We start from the raw sequence: 14624 nt of genomic DNA on the forward strand, positions 1-14624 counted from the left end.
GGGAGTCGCTGTCTATACTCGCCCTTGTATGAAGTTAGCTGATGACGCCCGACTGCAAATGCAGCGAAGGCTCGGCCGGTTTAAGTTCGTAGTCTAGGCAGCCGCTCCCTTGCCGCAGGTGTTAAGCCGGCGGGATAACAAGAACGATAAGGGGAACCCGCAATGATGCGACATCCACATGTCTGGATGGGCCTCCTGTTGTGGTCGGTATTCAGCCAGGCGCAAGCCGCCTGGACCGTGAATATGACGCCTGGGGCGACCGAGATAAGCCACGCGGTATTCGACCTGCACATGACCATCTTCTGGATCTGTGTGGTGATCGGCGTCATCGTCTTCGGTGCGATGTTCTGGTCGATGATCGTTCACCGCCGTTCCGTCGGCCAGGTCCCGGCCAAATTCCACGAAAGCACCACGGTGGAAATCCTCTGGACCATCATTCCCTTCCTGATCCTGGTGGCCATGGCCGTGCCTGCCACGGCGACGCTGATCAAGATGTACGACACCAGCGAGCCGGACGTGGATATCCAGATCACCGGCTACCAGTGGAAGTGGCACTACAAATATCTCGGCCAGGACGTGGAGTTCTTCAGCAACCTGGCCACCCCCGCCGACCAGATCCACAACCAGAGCACCAAGGGCGAGCACTACCTGCTGGAGGTCGACCAGCCGCTGGTACTGCCGGTGGGCGCCAAGGTGCGCTTTCTGGTGACCGCCGCCGACGTCATCCACTCCTGGTGGGTGCCGGCCTTCGCGGTCAAGCGCGATGCCATCCCCGGCTTCGTCAACGAAGCCTGGACCCGGGTCGACAAGCCCGGCATCTACCGTGGCCAGTGCGCCGAGCTGTGCGGCAAGGACCACGGCTTCATGCCGATCGTGGTGGAGGTCAAGAGCCAGGCCGACTACGACACCTGGATGGGCGAGCGCAAGGCCGAGGCGGCCAAGCTCAAGGAGCTGACCAGCAAGGAATGGACCCTCGACGAGCTGGTGGCCCGCGGTGACAAGATCTACCACACCACCTGCGTTGCCTGTCACCAGGCGGAAGGCCAGGGCCTGCCGCCGATGTTCCCGGCCCTCAAGGGCTCGAAGATCGCTACCGGTCCCAAGGAGGCTCACCTGAGCCTGGTGTTCCACGGCAAGCCGGGCACCGCCATGGCCGCCTTCGGCAAGCAGCTGTCGGAAGTCGACATCGCCGCCGTCGTCACCTACGAACGCAACGCCTGGGGCAACAACAAGGGCGACATGGTGACGCCCAAGGAAGTCCTGGCGCTGAAGCAGGCGGAAAGCAAATGAGCCGGCTCATGGGGTATGTGCGCAATCGGTCGCGGCGTTTCGCCGCCGATCATCCAGTCCATTCGCTCGCAGGAGACAGGACATGAGTGCTGTGATCGATGACCACGGCCACGCCGGCCATGATGACCACGCCCATGGCCCGGCCAAGGGCCTGATGCGCTGGGTACTGACCACCAACCACAAGGACATCGGCACCCTGTACCTGTGGTTCAGCTTCTGCATGTTCCTGCTGGGCGGCTCGTTCGCCATGGTGATCCGTGCCGAACTGTTCCAGCCCGGGCTGCAGATCGTCGAGCCGGCGTTCTTCAACCAGATGACCACCATGCATGGCCTGGTGATGGTCTTCGGTGCGGTGATGCCGGCCTTCGTCGGCCTGGCCAACTGGATGATCCCGTTGATGATCGGCGCGCCGGACATGGCCCTGCCGCGGATGAACAACTTCAGCTTCTGGCTGCTGCCGGCGGCCTTCCTGTTGCTGATCTCTACCCTGTTCATGCCCGGCGGCGGGCCGAACTTCGGCTGGACCTTCTATGCCCCCCTGTCCACCACCTACGCCCCGGAAAGCGTGACCTTCTTCATCTTCGCCATCCACCTGATGGGCGTCAGCTCGATCATGGGCGCGATCAACGTGATCGCCACCATCCTCAACCTGCGAGCCCCGGGCATGACCCTGATGAAGATGCCCCTGTTCGTCTGGACCTGGCTGATCACCGCCTTCCTGCTGATTGCAGTGATGCCGGTACTGGCCGGGGTGGTGACCATGATGCTGATGGACATCCATTTCGGCACCAGCTTCTTCAGTGCAGCCGGCGGCGGTGACCCGGTGTTGTTCCAGCACGTGTTCTGGTTCTTCGGCCACCCCGAGGTGTACATCATGATCCTGCCGGCCTTCGGCGCGGTCAGCTCGATCATCCCCACCTTCAGCCGCAAGCCACTGTTCGGCTACACCTCGATGGTCTATGCCACCGGGGCGATCGCCTTCCTGTCGTTCATCGTCTGGGCGCACCACATGTTCGTGGTGGGCATCCCGCTGGTGGGCGAGCTGTTCTTCATGTACGCCACCCTGCTGATCGCCGTGCCCACCGGGGTCAAGGTGTTCAACTGGGTGAGTACCATGTGGCAGGGCTCGCTGACATTCGAGACACCGATGCTGTTCGCGGTGGCCTTCGTCATCCTGTTCACCATCGGCGGTTTCTCCGGGCTGATGCTGGCCATTGCCCCGGCGGACTTCCAGTACCAGGACACCTACTTCGTGGTGGCGCACTTCCACTACGTACTGGTGCCGGGGGCGATCTTCGGGATCTTCGCCTCGGCCTACTACTGGCTGCCCAAGTGGACCGGGCACATGTACGACGAGACCCTGGGCAAGCTGCACTTCTGGCTGTCCTTCGTCGGCATGAACATGGCGTTCTTCCCCATGCACTTCGTGGGGCTGGCGGGCATGCCGCGGCGGATTCCGGACTACAACCTGCAGTTCGCCGACTTCAACATGGTGTCCTCCATCGGTGCCTTCACTTTCGGTGCGACGCAGATCTTCTTCCTGTTCATCGTCATCAAGTGCATCCGCGGCGGCAAACCGGCTCCGGCCAAACCCTGGGAAGGTGCCGAAGGCCTGGAGTGGAGCATTCCCTCGCCGGCGCCATACCACACCTTTGTCACCCCGCCGGAAGTGAAATGAACATCTGTGCTGTAGGAGCGAGCTCGCTCGCGAAGGCGCCAGAGTATGGTGCCCGCTTCGCCGGCAAGCCGGCTCCTACAGGCTTGGGAGGACGTTGAGATGGCCGAGGTAACGCTGAAGAAACTGGTGACCCGCCTGTTGCTGGTGGTGGTGGCGATGTTCGTCTTCGGTTTTGCCCTGGTGCCGATCTACGACGTGATGTGCAAGGCCCTGGGGATCAACGGCAAGACCGGTGGGCAGTACGCGGACCAGGGGCAGCAGGTGGATGTATCGCGCCAGGTGCGGGTGCAGTTCCTGTCCACCAACGCCATCGACATGGTCTGGGATTTCTATCCCAAGTCCGATGACATCGTGGTCCATCCGGGGGCGGTGAACGAGATGATCTTCATCGCCCGCAACCCCAGCGACCACCCGATGAGCGCCCAGGCGATCCCGAGCATCTCCCCCAGCAGCGCGGCCATGTATTTCCACAAGACCGAGTGCTTCTGCTTTACCCAGCAGGTGCTGCAGCCGGGCGAGAAGATCGAGATGCCGGTGCGTTTCATCGTTGACCGTGACATGCCCAAGGATGTGAAGCACCTGACGCTGGCTTACACGCTGTTCGATATCACCGCGCGTCATCCACCGGTGGCGGTTGCCGCCAAGAACGGTGGCTAGACGATCTAGCGTGCCCGATAAGGAGAACAACCCATGGCGACTCATGAGCACTATTACGTTCCCGCCCAGAGCAAGTGGCCGATCATCGCAACGGTGGGCATGTTCGTCACCGTGGTGGGCCTGGGCACCTGGTTCAACGACCTCAAGGCGGCGCGACCGGAATCCCACGGCCCGCTGATCTTTTTCGTCGGCGGCCTGCTGCTGGCCTACATGCTGTTCGGCTGGTTTGGTGCGGTGGTCAAGGAAAGCCGCGCCGGGCTCTACAGCGCCCAGCTCGATCGCTCGTTCCGCTGGGGCATGAGCTGGTTTATCTTTTCCGAAGTGATGTTCTTCATGGCCTTCTTCGGCGCACTGTTCTATGTGCGGCACATGTCCGGGCCCTGGCTCGGCGGTGAGGGGCACAAGGGCATCGCCCACATGCTGTGGCCGAACTTCGAGTTCGTCTGGCCGCTGCTCAACAACCCCGACCCGAAACTCTTTCCGCCGCCCAAGGGCACCATCAGCCCCTGGGGCCTGCCGCTGCTCAACACCATCCTGCTGGTGAGTTCCAGCGTCACCGTGACCATCGCCCACCACGCCTTGAAGAAAGGCCATCGCGGCGCGCTGAAGATCTGGCTGGCGCTGACGGTGCTGCTGGGTTGCGCCTTCCTGGGCTTTCAGGCCGAGGAATACATCCATGCCTACCACGAGCTGGGGCTGACCCTGGGTTCGGGGATCTACGGCGCCACCTTCTTCATGCTCACCGGTTTCCACGGTGCCCACGTGACCATTGGCACCCTGATCCTGTTCGTGATGCTGATGCGCATCATGCGCGGGCATTTCGACGCCGAGCACCAGTTCGGCTTCGAGGCCGCCAGCTGGTACTGGCACTTCGTCGACGTGGTCTGGATCGGCCTGTTCGTTTTCGTCTACGTGCTCTGAGGCGCCCTACCAGGGCGCGTGGGAGACCAGCTGGCCGCTGAAGAAACCCCAGGCGATCAAGCCGACGGTGACCACGGCCAGCGCGACCCGAATGCTCAGTGAGGTCACCAGGCGCTTGGATGAACTGTCGTCCTTGACCAGAAAGAACAGGCCGCTGAACAGGCTGACAACCGTGGCAATCAGCATCAGGACGATGGCTGCTTTGAGCATGGTGGGACTCCGGGGGAAACGCGATGTACAGCAGTATAGCGAGTGGATTTCTCAGCCTTGCAGGCCAGCCATGAAGGGCTTCCGGCCGGGCATCGGGCCGACCCTGGTGGTGCTTTTGCTGCTGCCGGTGCTGGTTGCCCTGGGCTTCTGGCAACTGGGTCGGGGCGAGCAGAAGCGCCAGTTGCTGGCCAGCTACGCCGAGCGCCGTGCGGCGCAGCCGGTGGCCCTGTTCGAGCTGTTGGCCAGCGAGGATCCGGCTTTTCGCCGGGTACGCCTGCACGGTCATTTCGATGCCGACCACAGCCTGTTGCTGGATAACCGCCTGCATGACGGCAAGGTCGGGGTCGAGCTGCTGCAACCCTTCCTCGACCAGGCCAGCGGTCGCTGGCTGCTGGTCAACCGCGGCTGGCTGCCCTGGCCCGACCGGCGCACGCCTCCCGTATTCAGCACCCCGCAGCAGAGCCTGAGCCTGGATGCCTGGGTCTACGTTTCGCCGGGCGCGGCATTCCAGCTGCACGCCGACCCCAGCGGCGCGAGCTGGCCGCGGCTGATTACCGCCGTGGCTCCACAAGCGCTCTGGGCCGAGCTGGGCCGCAGCGGTTTCGACCATGAAGTGCGCCTGGAGTCGGGCCCGGGGGCCTACCTGACCGAATGGCCGGTGGTCGCCATGGGCCCGGAAAAACACCAGGCCTATGCGGTGCAGTGGTTCGCCATGGCCCTGGCGCTGTTCGCTCTCTATCTCTATTTCGGCTGGCACAACACTCGGGAGAAACGCCATGGGAACGGCCATGAATCCACCCAACATCTCTGACGCCCAGGCGCCCAACCGGCGGCGCGGCCGCTGGCAACTGGTGCTGATCCTGCTGATGGTGATCGGCCCGATGATCCTTGCCACCGGCATGTACAAGCTGCAGTTCTGGGTACCGGAAAGCCGCAGCTATCACGGCGAGCTGATCGGCAATGGCCAGACCCGCGCCCAGATCGGCGTGCAGGCCGAGGAGGATCGCTGGCAGGTTCTGGTCACCGCGCCCGGGGAGTGCGCAGTGGATTGCCAGCAACTGGTGTACCTGGCGCGGCAGATCCAGATCGCCCTGGGCCGTGATGCCTCGCGGGCCAGCCATGCCCTGGCCAGCGCCCGGCCCCTGAGCGCCGAATACGAAGCCAAGCTGCAGCGTGAATACCCGCAACTGCAACGCTACCCCCTGGACCTGGCGACCTTCACCAAGGGCGCCAACGACAAGGAGGCGCCGCAGCTGTGGATCGTCGACCCCCACAGCAACCTGGTGCTGCGCTATGACGCCCGGGTCAAGGGCAAGGACCTGCTCAACGACCTGCGCCACCTGCTGAAACTGTCGAACATCGGATAAGGGCATCGTCATGGCCAAACCTGGATTTCGCCTCGCGTTGTTTGCCACCTTGCTGGCCCTGATCGTGGTGCTGCTGGGCGCCTACACCCGGCTGACCCATGCCGGCCTCGGCTGCCCGGACTGGCCCGGCTGCTACGGCTTTATCAGCGTGCCGAAAGGCGAAGCCCAGTTGGCCCATGCCGAGCTGCATTTTCCCGATACCCCGGTGGAGGCCCACAAGGGCTGGAACGAGATGATCCACCGATACTTCGCCGGCACCCTGGGGCTGCTGATCGTGCTCCTGGCGGCCCGGGCCTGGACCCATCGCCGGCATCCGGGGCAGCCCCTGAAGCTGCCGCTGTTCCTCCTGGCAGTGGTGTTCGCCCAGGCGGCCTTCGGCATGTGGACGGTGACCCTCAAGCTCTGGCCGCAAGTGGTCACCGCGCACCTGCTGGGCGGTTTCGCCACCCTGAGCCTGTTGTTCCTGCTGACCTTGCGCCTGTCCGGGGTATTGCCGGCGCTGATCGTGCCGCGGCGCTTGCAGCACTGGGCCACCGCCGGGCTGGTGCTGGTGATCGGGCAGATCGCCCTGGGCGGCTGGGTCAGTTCCAACTACGCGGCGGTAGCCTGTATCGACCTGCCCACCTGCCATGGCCAGTGGTGGCCGAACATGGATTTCGCCAACGGCTTCCACCTGACCCAGCACATCGGCCCCAACTACCTGGGCGGGCAACTGGACAGTGATGCCCGCACCGCCATCCACATGACCCACCGGGTCGGCGCGGTGCTGGTGACCCTGGTCTTGCTGGGCCTGGCCTGGCAGCTGCGGCAGACCGGCATGACCCGCCTGGCCGGGCTGGTGCTGGTGGCGCTGGGGGCGCAGGTCAGCCTGGGCCTGAGCAACGTGTTCTTTCATTTGCCACTGCCGGTGGCCGTGGCCCACAACGCCGGGGGGGCGGCGCTGCTGCTGACCCTGGTGCTGGTCAACTACCACGCCCGTACCAGCCTGGTACGGGCCCGGGATCGCCTGCCCCTGGGCTGGCGGCTCAGCCCGCGTAAACAGATGGCGGGTCCCATCACCATCAAAGGAGAGATGCCATGGCGACTCTGATCAGCGAACGTCAGCATCCCCAGGCCATCTGGCGCGATTACCTGGAGCTGACCAAACCCAAGGTGGTGGTGCTGATGCTGATCACCTCCCTGGTGGGCATGTTCCTCGCCACCCGCGCCGGGGTTCCGTGGACGGTGCTGGTGTTCGGCAACCTGGGCATTGCCCTGTGCGCGGGTGGCGCGGCGGCGGTGAACCATGTGGTGGATCGGCGCATCGACGCGCTGATGGCCCGGACCCACAAGCGGCCCCTGGCCGAAGGCCGGGTATCGCCACGAGCGGCGCTGGCCTTTGCCCTGCTCCTGGCGCTAGCCGGGCAGGCGCTGCTGCTGACCTTCACCAATCCACTCACGGCCTGGCTGACCCTGGCCTCGCTGCTGGGCTATGCGGTGGTCTACACCGGGTTTCTGAAACGTGCGACGCCGCAGAACATCGTGATCGGCGGGCTGGCCGGCGCGGCTCCACCGTTGCTGGGCTGGGTCGCCGCCACCGGGCACATGAGCGCCGAACCGCTGCTGCTGGTGCTGATCATCTTCGCCTGGACCCCGCCGCACTTCTGGGCCCTGGCCATCCACCGCAAAGAGGAGTACGCCAAGGCCGATATCCCGATGCTGCCGGTGACCCATGGCGAGCACTACACCAAGGTGCACATCCTGCTCTACACCTTTGCCCTGCTGGCGGTGAGCCTGCTGCCCTATGTCATCCACATGAGTGGCGTGTTGTACCTGGTGTGTGCCCTGGCCCTGGGCGGGCGCTTCCTGCAATGGGCCTGGGTGCTGTACCGTGGCACTCGGCCGCACGCGGCGATCAACACCTTCAAGTACTCTATTTATTACTTGTTCCTGCTGTTCATCGCCCTGCTCGTAGACCACTACCTATTGTTGAACCTATGACTCGAACTCAGAAAACCGTCTTTATTCTCGTTGCCCTGGTGGCCCTGGTGCTGGGGCTTACCGTCAACAAAGTACTGTCCGGCAAGGGTCAGGGCGACCCCACTGCACTGATCGATGCGGGCATCATCCTGCTGCCGCAAAGCCGTACCCTGCCTGCGGTGAAGATGGTCGACCAGGACGGCCAGCCAGTGGTGATCGACGAGCTGAAGGGCAAATGGTCGCTGCTGTTCTTCGGCTACACCTTCTGCCCGGACATCTGCCCCACCACCCTGGCGCAGTTGCGGCAGATCAAGAGCGAGCTGCCCAAGGAAGCGGTGGACAAGCTGCAGGTGGTCCTGGTCAGCGTCGACCCCAACCGTGATACCCCGCAGCAGCTCAAGCAGTACCTGGGCTACTTCGACAAGGACTTCAAGGGCCTGACCGCCTCCTCGGTGGAAGACCTGCAGAAGCTCGCCAACGCCGTGAGCATTCCCTTCATCCCGGCCGATACCAGCAAGCCCAACTACACCGTGGACCACAGCGGCAACCTGGCGGTGATCGGCCCGGACGGTACCCAGCGCGGTTTCATCCGTGCTCCGCTGAACAACCAGAAGCTGGTGGCCCAACTGCCGGTGATGCTGCAGCGCAAATAACGCTACATGCTCGAACCGCCGAACCGCCGAACCGCCGAACCGCCGAACCCTGTAGCCGCTGCCGCAGGCTGCGATCGGCCTCGAAGAGGACGCGCTCCTGAGGCCCTCGGAAGGCGCTGGGCGCCTTATCCCGGCCTTCGGCAGCGGCTACAACGAAACGGGGCGCCCCAAGGCGCCCCGTTTGTGTTTCTGCAACCGATCAGAACGCCGGCACGATGGCGCCTTTGTACTTCTCGAGAATGAACTGCTTCACTTCAGGGCTGTGCAGGGCCGCGACCAGCTTCTTCATGGCGTCCGAATCCTTGTCGTCAGGACGGGCCACCAGGATGTTCACGTAAGGCGAATCCTTGCCTTCGATCACCAGGGCGTCCTTGGAAGGATCCAGCTTGGCTTCCAGGGCATAGTTGGTGTTGATCAGCGCCAGGTCGACCTGGGTCAGCACGCGCGGGATGGTGGCGGCTTCCAGTTCACGGAACTTCAGGTCCTTGGGGTTCTCGGTGATGTCCTTGATGGTGGCCAGGATGTTGTTGGAATCCTTGAGCTTGATCAGGCCGGCCTTGTCCAGCAGCAACAGCGCGCGGCCGCCGTTGGTGGCGTCGTTGGGGATCACCACGGTGGCGCCGCCCGGCAGTTCGGAGAGCTGCTTGTACTTGCTGGAATAGGCACCCAGGGGCTCGACGTGAACACCGGCAACGTTCACCAGCTTGGTGCCCTTGGCCTTGTTGAACTCATCCAGGTAGGGCTGGTGCTGGAAGAAGTTGGCGTCCAGGCGCTTTTCGGCGACTTGCACGTTGGGCTGCACGTAGTCGGTGAAGACCTTGACCTTCAGGTCCACGCCTTCCTTGGCCAGGGCCGGTTTGACGAACTCCAGGATCTCGGCGTGGGGCACTGGTGTGGCGGCCACGGTCAGGGTTTCGGCGGCGTGCGCGGAGAACGCGGCAACGGCTGCGAAAGCGACGAGTAGTTTTTTCATCCAACAAGCTCCTTGTAAGTCGCCCGACCCCGGGCGCCTGCCGGCCTGGGCCGGCAATTTTATTTGCGGGAAAAGTGCACCACCAGCTTGTCGCCGACGGTTTGCAGAACCTGGACCAGCACCAGCAGCAACACCACGGTCACCACCATCACATCGGTCTGGAAGCGCTGGTAGCCGAAGCGGATCGCCAGGTCGCCCAGGCCACCGGCCCCCACCACGCCGGCCATGGCGGTGTAGGACACCAGGGTAATGGCAGTCACGGTGATAGCGGCAAAGATGCCCGGGCGGGCTTCCGGGAGCAAGGCATTGGTAATGATCTGCCGGGTGCTGGCACCCATGGACTGGGTGGCCTCGATGATGCCGCGATCCACTTCGCGCAGGGCGGTTTCCACCAGCCGGGCAAAGAACGGCGTGGCGCCGACCACCAGCGGTGGAATGGCCCCGGCAACCCCCAGCGATGTGCCGGTGATCAGTACGGTGAAGGGAATCATCACGATCAGCAGAATGATGAACGGCAGTGAACGCAGGATGTTGACCACCAGCGACAGCAGCGCATACAGCGACTTCTGCTCCAGCAGTTGGCGCGGGCTGCAGAGGAACAGCAGCACGCCCAGGGGCAGGCCCAGCAGTACGGTGAACAGCAGCGAGCCGCCGAGCATCATCAGGGTGTCGCCGGTGGCCAGCCAGATTTCCAGCCAGTCGATGTTGGCGAAGAAGGTATCCATCAGCGCAGCACCTCCATGTGGACATCGGCCGCGGTGAAGCGGGCGAAGGCCGCTTCCATGTCACCGCCGGTGATGGCCAGGGTCAGTTGCCCGTAAGGGGTGTCCTTGATGCGGTCGATGCGTCCGGCGAGGATGCTGTAGTCGACCCCGGTCTCCCGGGCCACGGTGCCCAGCAGCGGCGCGTAGGTGGAATCGCCCTGGAAGGTCAGGCGCACGATGCGCCCCGGTACGTGGGCGAAGTCGTCGCGCTGCTCGTTCTCGTCGATCTGCTCGTCTTCCTGGACGAAGCGCCGGGTGGTCGGGTGCTTGGGGTGCAGGAACACGTCGGCCACCGGGCCCTGTTCGACGATCACGCCGGCGTCCATCACCGCCACCTGGTCACAGACGCGACGGATCACGTCCATCTCGTGGGTGATCAGGACGATGGTCAGGTTCAGCTCGCGGTTGATCTCGGCCAGCAGTTGCAGGACCGAGGCAGTGGTCTGCGGGTCCAGGGCACTGGTGGCCTCGTCGCACAGCAGGATCTTCGGCTTGGTGGCCAGGGCGCGGGCGATGCCGACGCGCTGCTTCTGGCCGCCGGACAGCTGCGCCGGGTATTTCTTCGCGTGGTCGGCCAGGCCGACCCGGTCCAGCAGCTCGGCCACCCGGCGGTCGATGTCGCTGCGCGACAGCTCGCCGGCCAGGGTCAGGGGCAGGGCGACGTTGTCGGCCACGGTCTTGGACGACAGCAGGTTGAAGTGCTGGAAGATCATGCCGACCTGCTGGCGGAAGCGGCGCAGGCCACTGGCGTCCAGGGCGGTGACGTCTTCGTCGTCGACGACGATGGTGCCGCCACTGGGGTTTTCCAGGCGGTTGATCAGGCGCAGCAGAGTACTTTTACCCGCACCGGAGTGGCCGATCAGGCCGAACACCTGGCCATTCTCGACCCGAAGGCTGGTCGGGTGCAGGGCGGGAATATCCTTACCGGCGACCCGGTAGGTTTTATGGACGTTTTGAAACTCGATCACGTAGCGAACCTTGTGGGGCGCGTTAGAAAAGGATCAGCGGTTAGCCGGGCGCGCATTTTAGCCTGTCCGTATAGAGGTTCTTAGCATTTATTTCGCAATCATCCTGCCATTTGGCGATAACGCGATCAAAGGTCATAAAAAAGGAACGCTCGCACCTTCTCGTCAGTCACTAGTTAAGTCACTCGAAAGCCGCCAGGTGCCGTGCCTGGAGGCCTTTGCCCACGAAGCCCCGGCACGCCAGGGATTTCGCCAACGAGGAGTTTTGCCTGATGAGCACGAAGAAGCCCGATACCCCAAAAAGCCAGATGGCCGGGACCGACACCCTGGACCGCGGCAACAGCAACAGCAAGCTCAAGAGCCTGGAGACGTTCCGCTCCGACGCCACCGGGCAGGCCCTGCGGACCAACCAGGGGGTGAAGATCGCCGACAACCAGAACACCCTCAAAGCCGGTGCTCGTGGGCCTTCGCTGCTGGAAGACTTCATCATGCGGGAGAAGATCACCCACTTCGACCATGAGCGGATTCCCGAGCGCATCGTGCATGCCCGAGGGGTGGGTGCCCATGGTTACTTCCAGAGCTATGACAACCATTCGGCATTGACCAAGGCCGGTTTCCTGCGTGATCCGGGGAAGAAAACACCAGTGTTCGTACGTTTTTCCACGGTCCAGGGGCCAAGAGGCTCTGGCGACACCGTGCGTGACGTGCGCGGCTTTGCGGTGAAGTTCTTCACTGACGAAGGCAACTTCGACCTGGTGGGCAACAACATGCCGGTGTTCTTCATTCAGGACGCGATCAAGTTCCCCGATTTCGTACACGCCGTGAAACCCGAACCCCACAACGAAATACCCACCGGCGGCTCGGCCCATGACACCTTCTGGGACTTTGTCTCGCTGCAGCCGGAATCGGCGCACATGGTGATCTGGGCCATGTCAGACCGGGCCATTCCGAAAAGTCTGCGGGCCATGCAGGGCTTTGGCGTGCATACCTTTCGCCTGATCAACGCCCAGGGCCGGTCGAGCTTCGTCAAGTTCCACTGGCGGCCGACGGTGGGTACCTGTTCGCTGGTCTGGGATGAGGCGCAGAAGCTGGCGGGCAAGGACACCGACTTCCATCGCCGCGACCTGTGGGAATCGATCGAAGCCGGGGATTACCCGGAGTGGGAGTTCGGCGTACAGATCATCGCCGAGGAAGACGAGCACAACTTTGATTTCGACATCCTCGACCCGACCAAGCTGATTCCCGAGGAGCTGGTGCCGATCACGCCCCTGGGCAAGATGGTGCTGAACCGCAACCCGGACAACTATTTTGCCGAGACCGAGCAGGTCGCCTTCTGCCCGGGGCACATAGTGCCCGGGATCGACTTCTCCAACGACCCGCTGTTGCAAGGACGGCTGTTTTCCTACACCGATACCCAGATCAGCCGCCTGGGTGGGCCGAACTTCCACGAATTGCCGATCAATCGGCCGCTGGCGCCCTTCCACAACAGCCAGCGCGACGCCATGCACCGCATCACCCTGGACAAGGGCCGGGCCTCCTATGAGCCCAATTCCATCGACGGCGGCTGGCCCCGGGAAACCCCACCGGCGGCCGAGGATGGCGGCTTCGAGAGTTACAACGAGCGTATCGATGCGCACAAGATCCGCCAGCGCAGCGAATCGTTCAACGACCATTTCTCCCAGGCGCGGCTGTTCTACAAGAGCATGAGCAAGCACGAGCAGGAGCACATCATCGCCGCCTACAGCTTTGAGCTGGGCAAGGTTGAACGTGAATGGATCCGCGAACGCCAGGTCAACGAGATTCTGGCCAACATCGACCTGCAACTGGCCGCGCGAGTGGCCGAGAACCTCGGGCTGGCGGCGCCGAAGAAAGCCACGGTGGCGGAGCGCAAGACTTCGCTCTCGCGCTCGCCGGCCCTGAGCCAGGCGAACCTGTTGCCGGGCAATATCAAGACCCGGAAGGTGGCGATTCTGGCGGCCAACGGCGTCGATGGTGCGGCGATCGATGCGCTGAAGAAGGCTCTCAAGGCCGAAGGGGCACACGCCAAGCTACTGGGGCCGACCTCGGCGCCGGTCACCACGGCGGACGGCAAGAGCCTGCCGGTGGATGCGTCCATGGAGGGCTTGCCATCGGTGGCCTTCGATGCGGTGTTCGTGCCCGGAGGTGCGCAGTCGATCAAGGCCTTGAGCGGCAATGGCGTGGCCCTGCATTACTTGCTGGAGGCGTACAAGCACCTCAAGGCGATTGCCCTGCACGGCGATGCCCGGGAGCTGTTGCACAGCCTGCGGCTGGAGGCGGATGAAGGCTTGATCGTGGGGGGCGATGCCAAGGCGCTGAAGGCATTCATTGCCGCCATCGCTCAGCATCGGGTCTGGAGCCGAGAGGAAAAGGCCAAGGCAATCCCGGCCTGAACACACTTTCCCCGACAAGCCTGCTCCGTGTAGGAGCCGGCTTGCCGGCGAAGGCTTTACTGCGCCTTGCGCGGAGTCAGCACCATCTGCGCCGGTACATGGCGCACGATTTGCCGATTGATCTTCTGTTCAAAGTCCGGGTCGAGCTTCTTCACCCGCTTGCCGAGCAGGGTCGACAGCCAGGGGTAATCCTCGGTGCGTGGTACCTGGATGCTCACGTCGCACTGGTAATTCACCACATCGGCGGCCAGGGCATCGAGTTGATGCCGCAGCTTGCGGATATCAGTGACGTTCAAGGCGACGGTGGTGCTCTCGGCGGTCGGATCGATCAGCTTGGCCGCAGGGCGCGCTTCGGCGGCCTTCAGGGCGGCTTCGGCCTTGTCCAGCTCCGCCTTGCGGGCGTGGGCAATGGCATTGTTGACCCCACCGGTCAGCGCCGGAGCCTTGGGCATCAGTGCCCGGGCACGGCTCAGGGCCGTGGCTGCGGCGTTCACATCGCCCTTCTGCAGGACGATCTGGCTGCGCTGCAGATAGGCTTCGGCCAACTGCCGCTGGTACTGCACCAGTTGCGGGTCGTCGGGCGTCTGCGCCTGCAAGGCGCTGAGTTGATCTTCCGCGGTGGCCAGTTCGCTGCTGGCGATGTTTTGTTCCAGCTGCGCGATGGCCGTGGCCCGTGCATCAGGGACCTCGGTGGCCGCTGGTGGCGTGCTTTGGCAGGCTCCCAGTAGCAGGGAAAATGCGACAAGGAGCAGATAACGGGAGGCGAACGGCTTCAT

Annotated in this window: 15 protein-coding genes; 10 read left to right on the forward strand and 5 right to left on the reverse strand. The window is 63.6% G+C overall.

Annotated features, from left to right (window positions below):
* Positions 1-162 precede the first annotated feature (162 nt).
* From coxB to AC1RL5_RS13400, 4 genes are all read left to right on the forward strand, one after another.
* Positions 163-1290 carry a cytochrome c oxidase subunit II gene (coxB, locus tag AC1RL5_RS13385; RefSeq protein WP_011058449.1) on the forward strand — a complete coding sequence of 376 codons (1128 nt, stop codon included), beginning with the start codon at positions 163-165 and terminating at the stop codon, positions 1288-1290.
* Between the two features lie 82 nt (positions 1291-1372).
* Complete coding sequence (gene ctaD / locus AC1RL5_RS13390) at positions 1373-2968, forward strand: cytochrome c oxidase subunit I (protein WP_041114980.1); 1596 nt, start codon at positions 1373-1375, stop codon at positions 2966-2968.
* Positions 2969-3067: 99 nt separating this feature from the next.
* Positions 3068-3625 carry a cytochrome c oxidase assembly protein gene (locus tag AC1RL5_RS13395; RefSeq protein WP_011058451.1) on the forward strand — a complete coding sequence of 186 codons (558 nt, stop codon included), beginning with the start codon at positions 3068-3070 and terminating at the stop codon, positions 3623-3625.
* Positions 3626-3658: 33 nt separating this feature from the next.
* Entirely contained in the window at positions 3659-4546 is an 888-nt protein-coding gene (locus AC1RL5_RS13400) for a cytochrome c oxidase subunit 3 (protein ID WP_019095612.1), read from the forward strand.
* Between the two features lie 6 nt (positions 4547-4552).
* Here AC1RL5_RS13400 and AC1RL5_RS13405 read toward each other — a convergent pair whose 3' ends face one another.
* The gene (locus AC1RL5_RS13405; RefSeq protein WP_011058453.1) at positions 4553-4756 is read right to left on the reverse strand and encodes a twin transmembrane helix small protein; all 204 of its coding nucleotides are present in this window, start codon (positions 4754-4756) and stop codon (positions 4553-4555) included.
* A 70-nt stretch (positions 4757-4826) separates the two neighbouring features.
* Between AC1RL5_RS13405 and AC1RL5_RS13410 the strand changes: the two genes are divergently transcribed.
* The 5 genes from AC1RL5_RS13410 to AC1RL5_RS13430 are packed head-to-tail and all read left to right on the forward strand — an operon-like array spanning position 4827 to position 8735.
* Complete coding sequence (locus tag AC1RL5_RS13410) at positions 4827-5567, forward strand: SURF1 family protein (RefSeq protein ID WP_492589286.1); 741 nt, start codon at positions 4827-4829, stop codon at positions 5565-5567.
* Entirely contained in the window at positions 5533-6123 is a 591-nt protein-coding gene (locus AC1RL5_RS13415) for a PA_0111/PP_0108 family redox-active disulfide protein (RefSeq protein ID WP_015633644.1), read from the forward strand. Before AC1RL5_RS13410 ends, AC1RL5_RS13415 begins: the two co-directional genes overlap by 35 nt.
* Positions 6124-6133: 10 nt before the next feature.
* Entirely contained in the window at positions 6134-7213 is a 1080-nt protein-coding gene (locus AC1RL5_RS13420) for a COX15/CtaA family protein (RefSeq protein WP_210457812.1), read from the forward strand.
* Positions 7201-8103, forward strand: coding sequence for a heme o synthase (gene cyoE / locus AC1RL5_RS13425; protein WP_011058457.1), 903 nt, complete (start codon positions 7201-7203; stop codon positions 8101-8103). The genes AC1RL5_RS13420 and cyoE overlap by 13 nt, the downstream gene beginning before the upstream one ends.
* The gene (locus AC1RL5_RS13430) at positions 8100-8735 is read left to right on the forward strand and encodes an SCO family protein (protein WP_015633647.1); all 636 of its coding nucleotides are present in this window, start codon (positions 8100-8102) and stop codon (positions 8733-8735) included. The genes cyoE and AC1RL5_RS13430 overlap by 4 nt, the downstream gene beginning before the upstream one ends.
* Positions 8736-8934: 199 nt before the next feature.
* On the opposite strand, the gene AC1RL5_RS13435 is transcribed toward AC1RL5_RS13430, so the two are convergent.
* The 3 genes from AC1RL5_RS13435 to AC1RL5_RS13445 are packed head-to-tail and all read right to left on the reverse strand — an operon-like array spanning position 8935 to position 11440.
* Positions 8935-9708, reverse strand: a complete 774-nt coding sequence (locus tag AC1RL5_RS13435; RefSeq protein WP_015633648.1) for a MetQ/NlpA family ABC transporter substrate-binding protein — start codon at positions 9706-9708, stop codon at positions 8935-8937.
* Positions 9709-9767: 59 nt separating this feature from the next.
* Positions 9768-10433: a methionine ABC transporter permease gene (locus AC1RL5_RS13440; protein WP_011058460.1), complete on the reverse strand. Its 666-nt coding sequence runs from the start codon at positions 10431-10433 to the stop codon at positions 9768-9770.
* Positions 10433-11440: a methionine ABC transporter ATP-binding protein gene (locus AC1RL5_RS13445; RefSeq protein WP_011058461.1), complete on the reverse strand. Its 1008-nt coding sequence runs from the start codon at positions 11438-11440 to the stop codon at positions 10433-10435. Before AC1RL5_RS13445 ends, AC1RL5_RS13440 begins: the two co-directional genes overlap by 1 nt.
* 215 nt (positions 11441-11655) lie before the next feature.
* Here AC1RL5_RS13445 and katE point away from each other — a divergent pair, with 215 nt between their 5' ends.
* Positions 11656-13848, forward strand: a complete 2193-nt coding sequence (gene katE, locus AC1RL5_RS13450; RefSeq protein WP_258028896.1) for a catalase HPII — start codon at positions 11656-11658, stop codon at positions 13846-13848.
* A 56-nt stretch (positions 13849-13904) separates the two neighbouring features.
* Here the strand turns inward: katE and AC1RL5_RS13455 are convergent, their stop codons facing one another.
* Positions 13905-14624, reverse strand: coding sequence for a PA5502 family lipoprotein (locus tag AC1RL5_RS13455; RefSeq protein ID WP_019095618.1), 720 nt, complete (start codon positions 14622-14624; stop codon positions 13905-13907).

The organism is Pseudomonas sp. GW822-FHT06D10, from assembly GCF_058799535.1.

What these genes read in the sequence shown, in the direction of transcription:
- coxB (WP_011058449.1), top strand. Translation starts at nt 163, where the DNA reads ATGATGCGACATCCACATGTCTGGATGGGCCTCCTGTTGTGGTCGGTA.
- ctaD (WP_041114980.1), top strand. Translation starts at nt 1,373, where the DNA reads ATGAGTGCTGTGATCGATGACCACGGCCACGCCGGCCATGATGACCAC.
- AC1RL5_RS13395 (WP_011058451.1), top strand. Translation starts at nt 3,068, where the DNA reads ATGGCCGAGGTAACGCTGAAGAAACTGGTGACCCGCCTGTTGCTGGTG.
- AC1RL5_RS13400 (WP_019095612.1), top strand. Translation starts at nt 3,659, where the DNA reads ATGGCGACTCATGAGCACTATTACGTTCCCGCCCAGAGCAAGTGGCCG.
- AC1RL5_RS13405 (WP_011058453.1), bottom strand. Translation starts at nt 4,756, where the DNA reads ATGCTCAAAGCAGCCATCGTCCTGATGCTGATTGCCACGGTTGTCAGC.
- AC1RL5_RS13410 (WP_492589286.1), top strand. Translation starts at nt 4,827, where the DNA reads ATGAAGGGCTTCCGGCCGGGCATCGGGCCGACCCTGGTGGTGCTTTTG.
- AC1RL5_RS13415 (WP_015633644.1), top strand. Translation starts at nt 5,533, where the DNA reads ATGGGAACGGCCATGAATCCACCCAACATCTCTGACGCCCAGGCGCCC.
- AC1RL5_RS13420 (WP_210457812.1), top strand. Translation starts at nt 6,134, where the DNA reads ATGGCCAAACCTGGATTTCGCCTCGCGTTGTTTGCCACCTTGCTGGCC.
- cyoE (WP_011058457.1), top strand. Translation starts at nt 7,201, where the DNA reads ATGGCGACTCTGATCAGCGAACGTCAGCATCCCCAGGCCATCTGGCGC.
- AC1RL5_RS13430 (WP_015633647.1), top strand. Translation starts at nt 8,100, where the DNA reads ATGACTCGAACTCAGAAAACCGTCTTTATTCTCGTTGCCCTGGTGGCC.
- AC1RL5_RS13435 (WP_015633648.1), bottom strand. Translation starts at nt 9,708, where the DNA reads ATGAAAAAACTACTCGTCGCTTTCGCAGCCGTTGCCGCGTTCTCCGCG.
- AC1RL5_RS13440 (WP_011058460.1), bottom strand. Translation starts at nt 10,433, where the DNA reads ATGGATACCTTCTTCGCCAACATCGACTGGCTGGAAATCTGGCTGGCC.
- AC1RL5_RS13455 (WP_019095618.1), bottom strand. Translation starts at nt 14,624, where the DNA reads ATGAAGCCGTTCGCCTCCCGTTATCTGCTCCTTGTCGCATTTTCCCTG.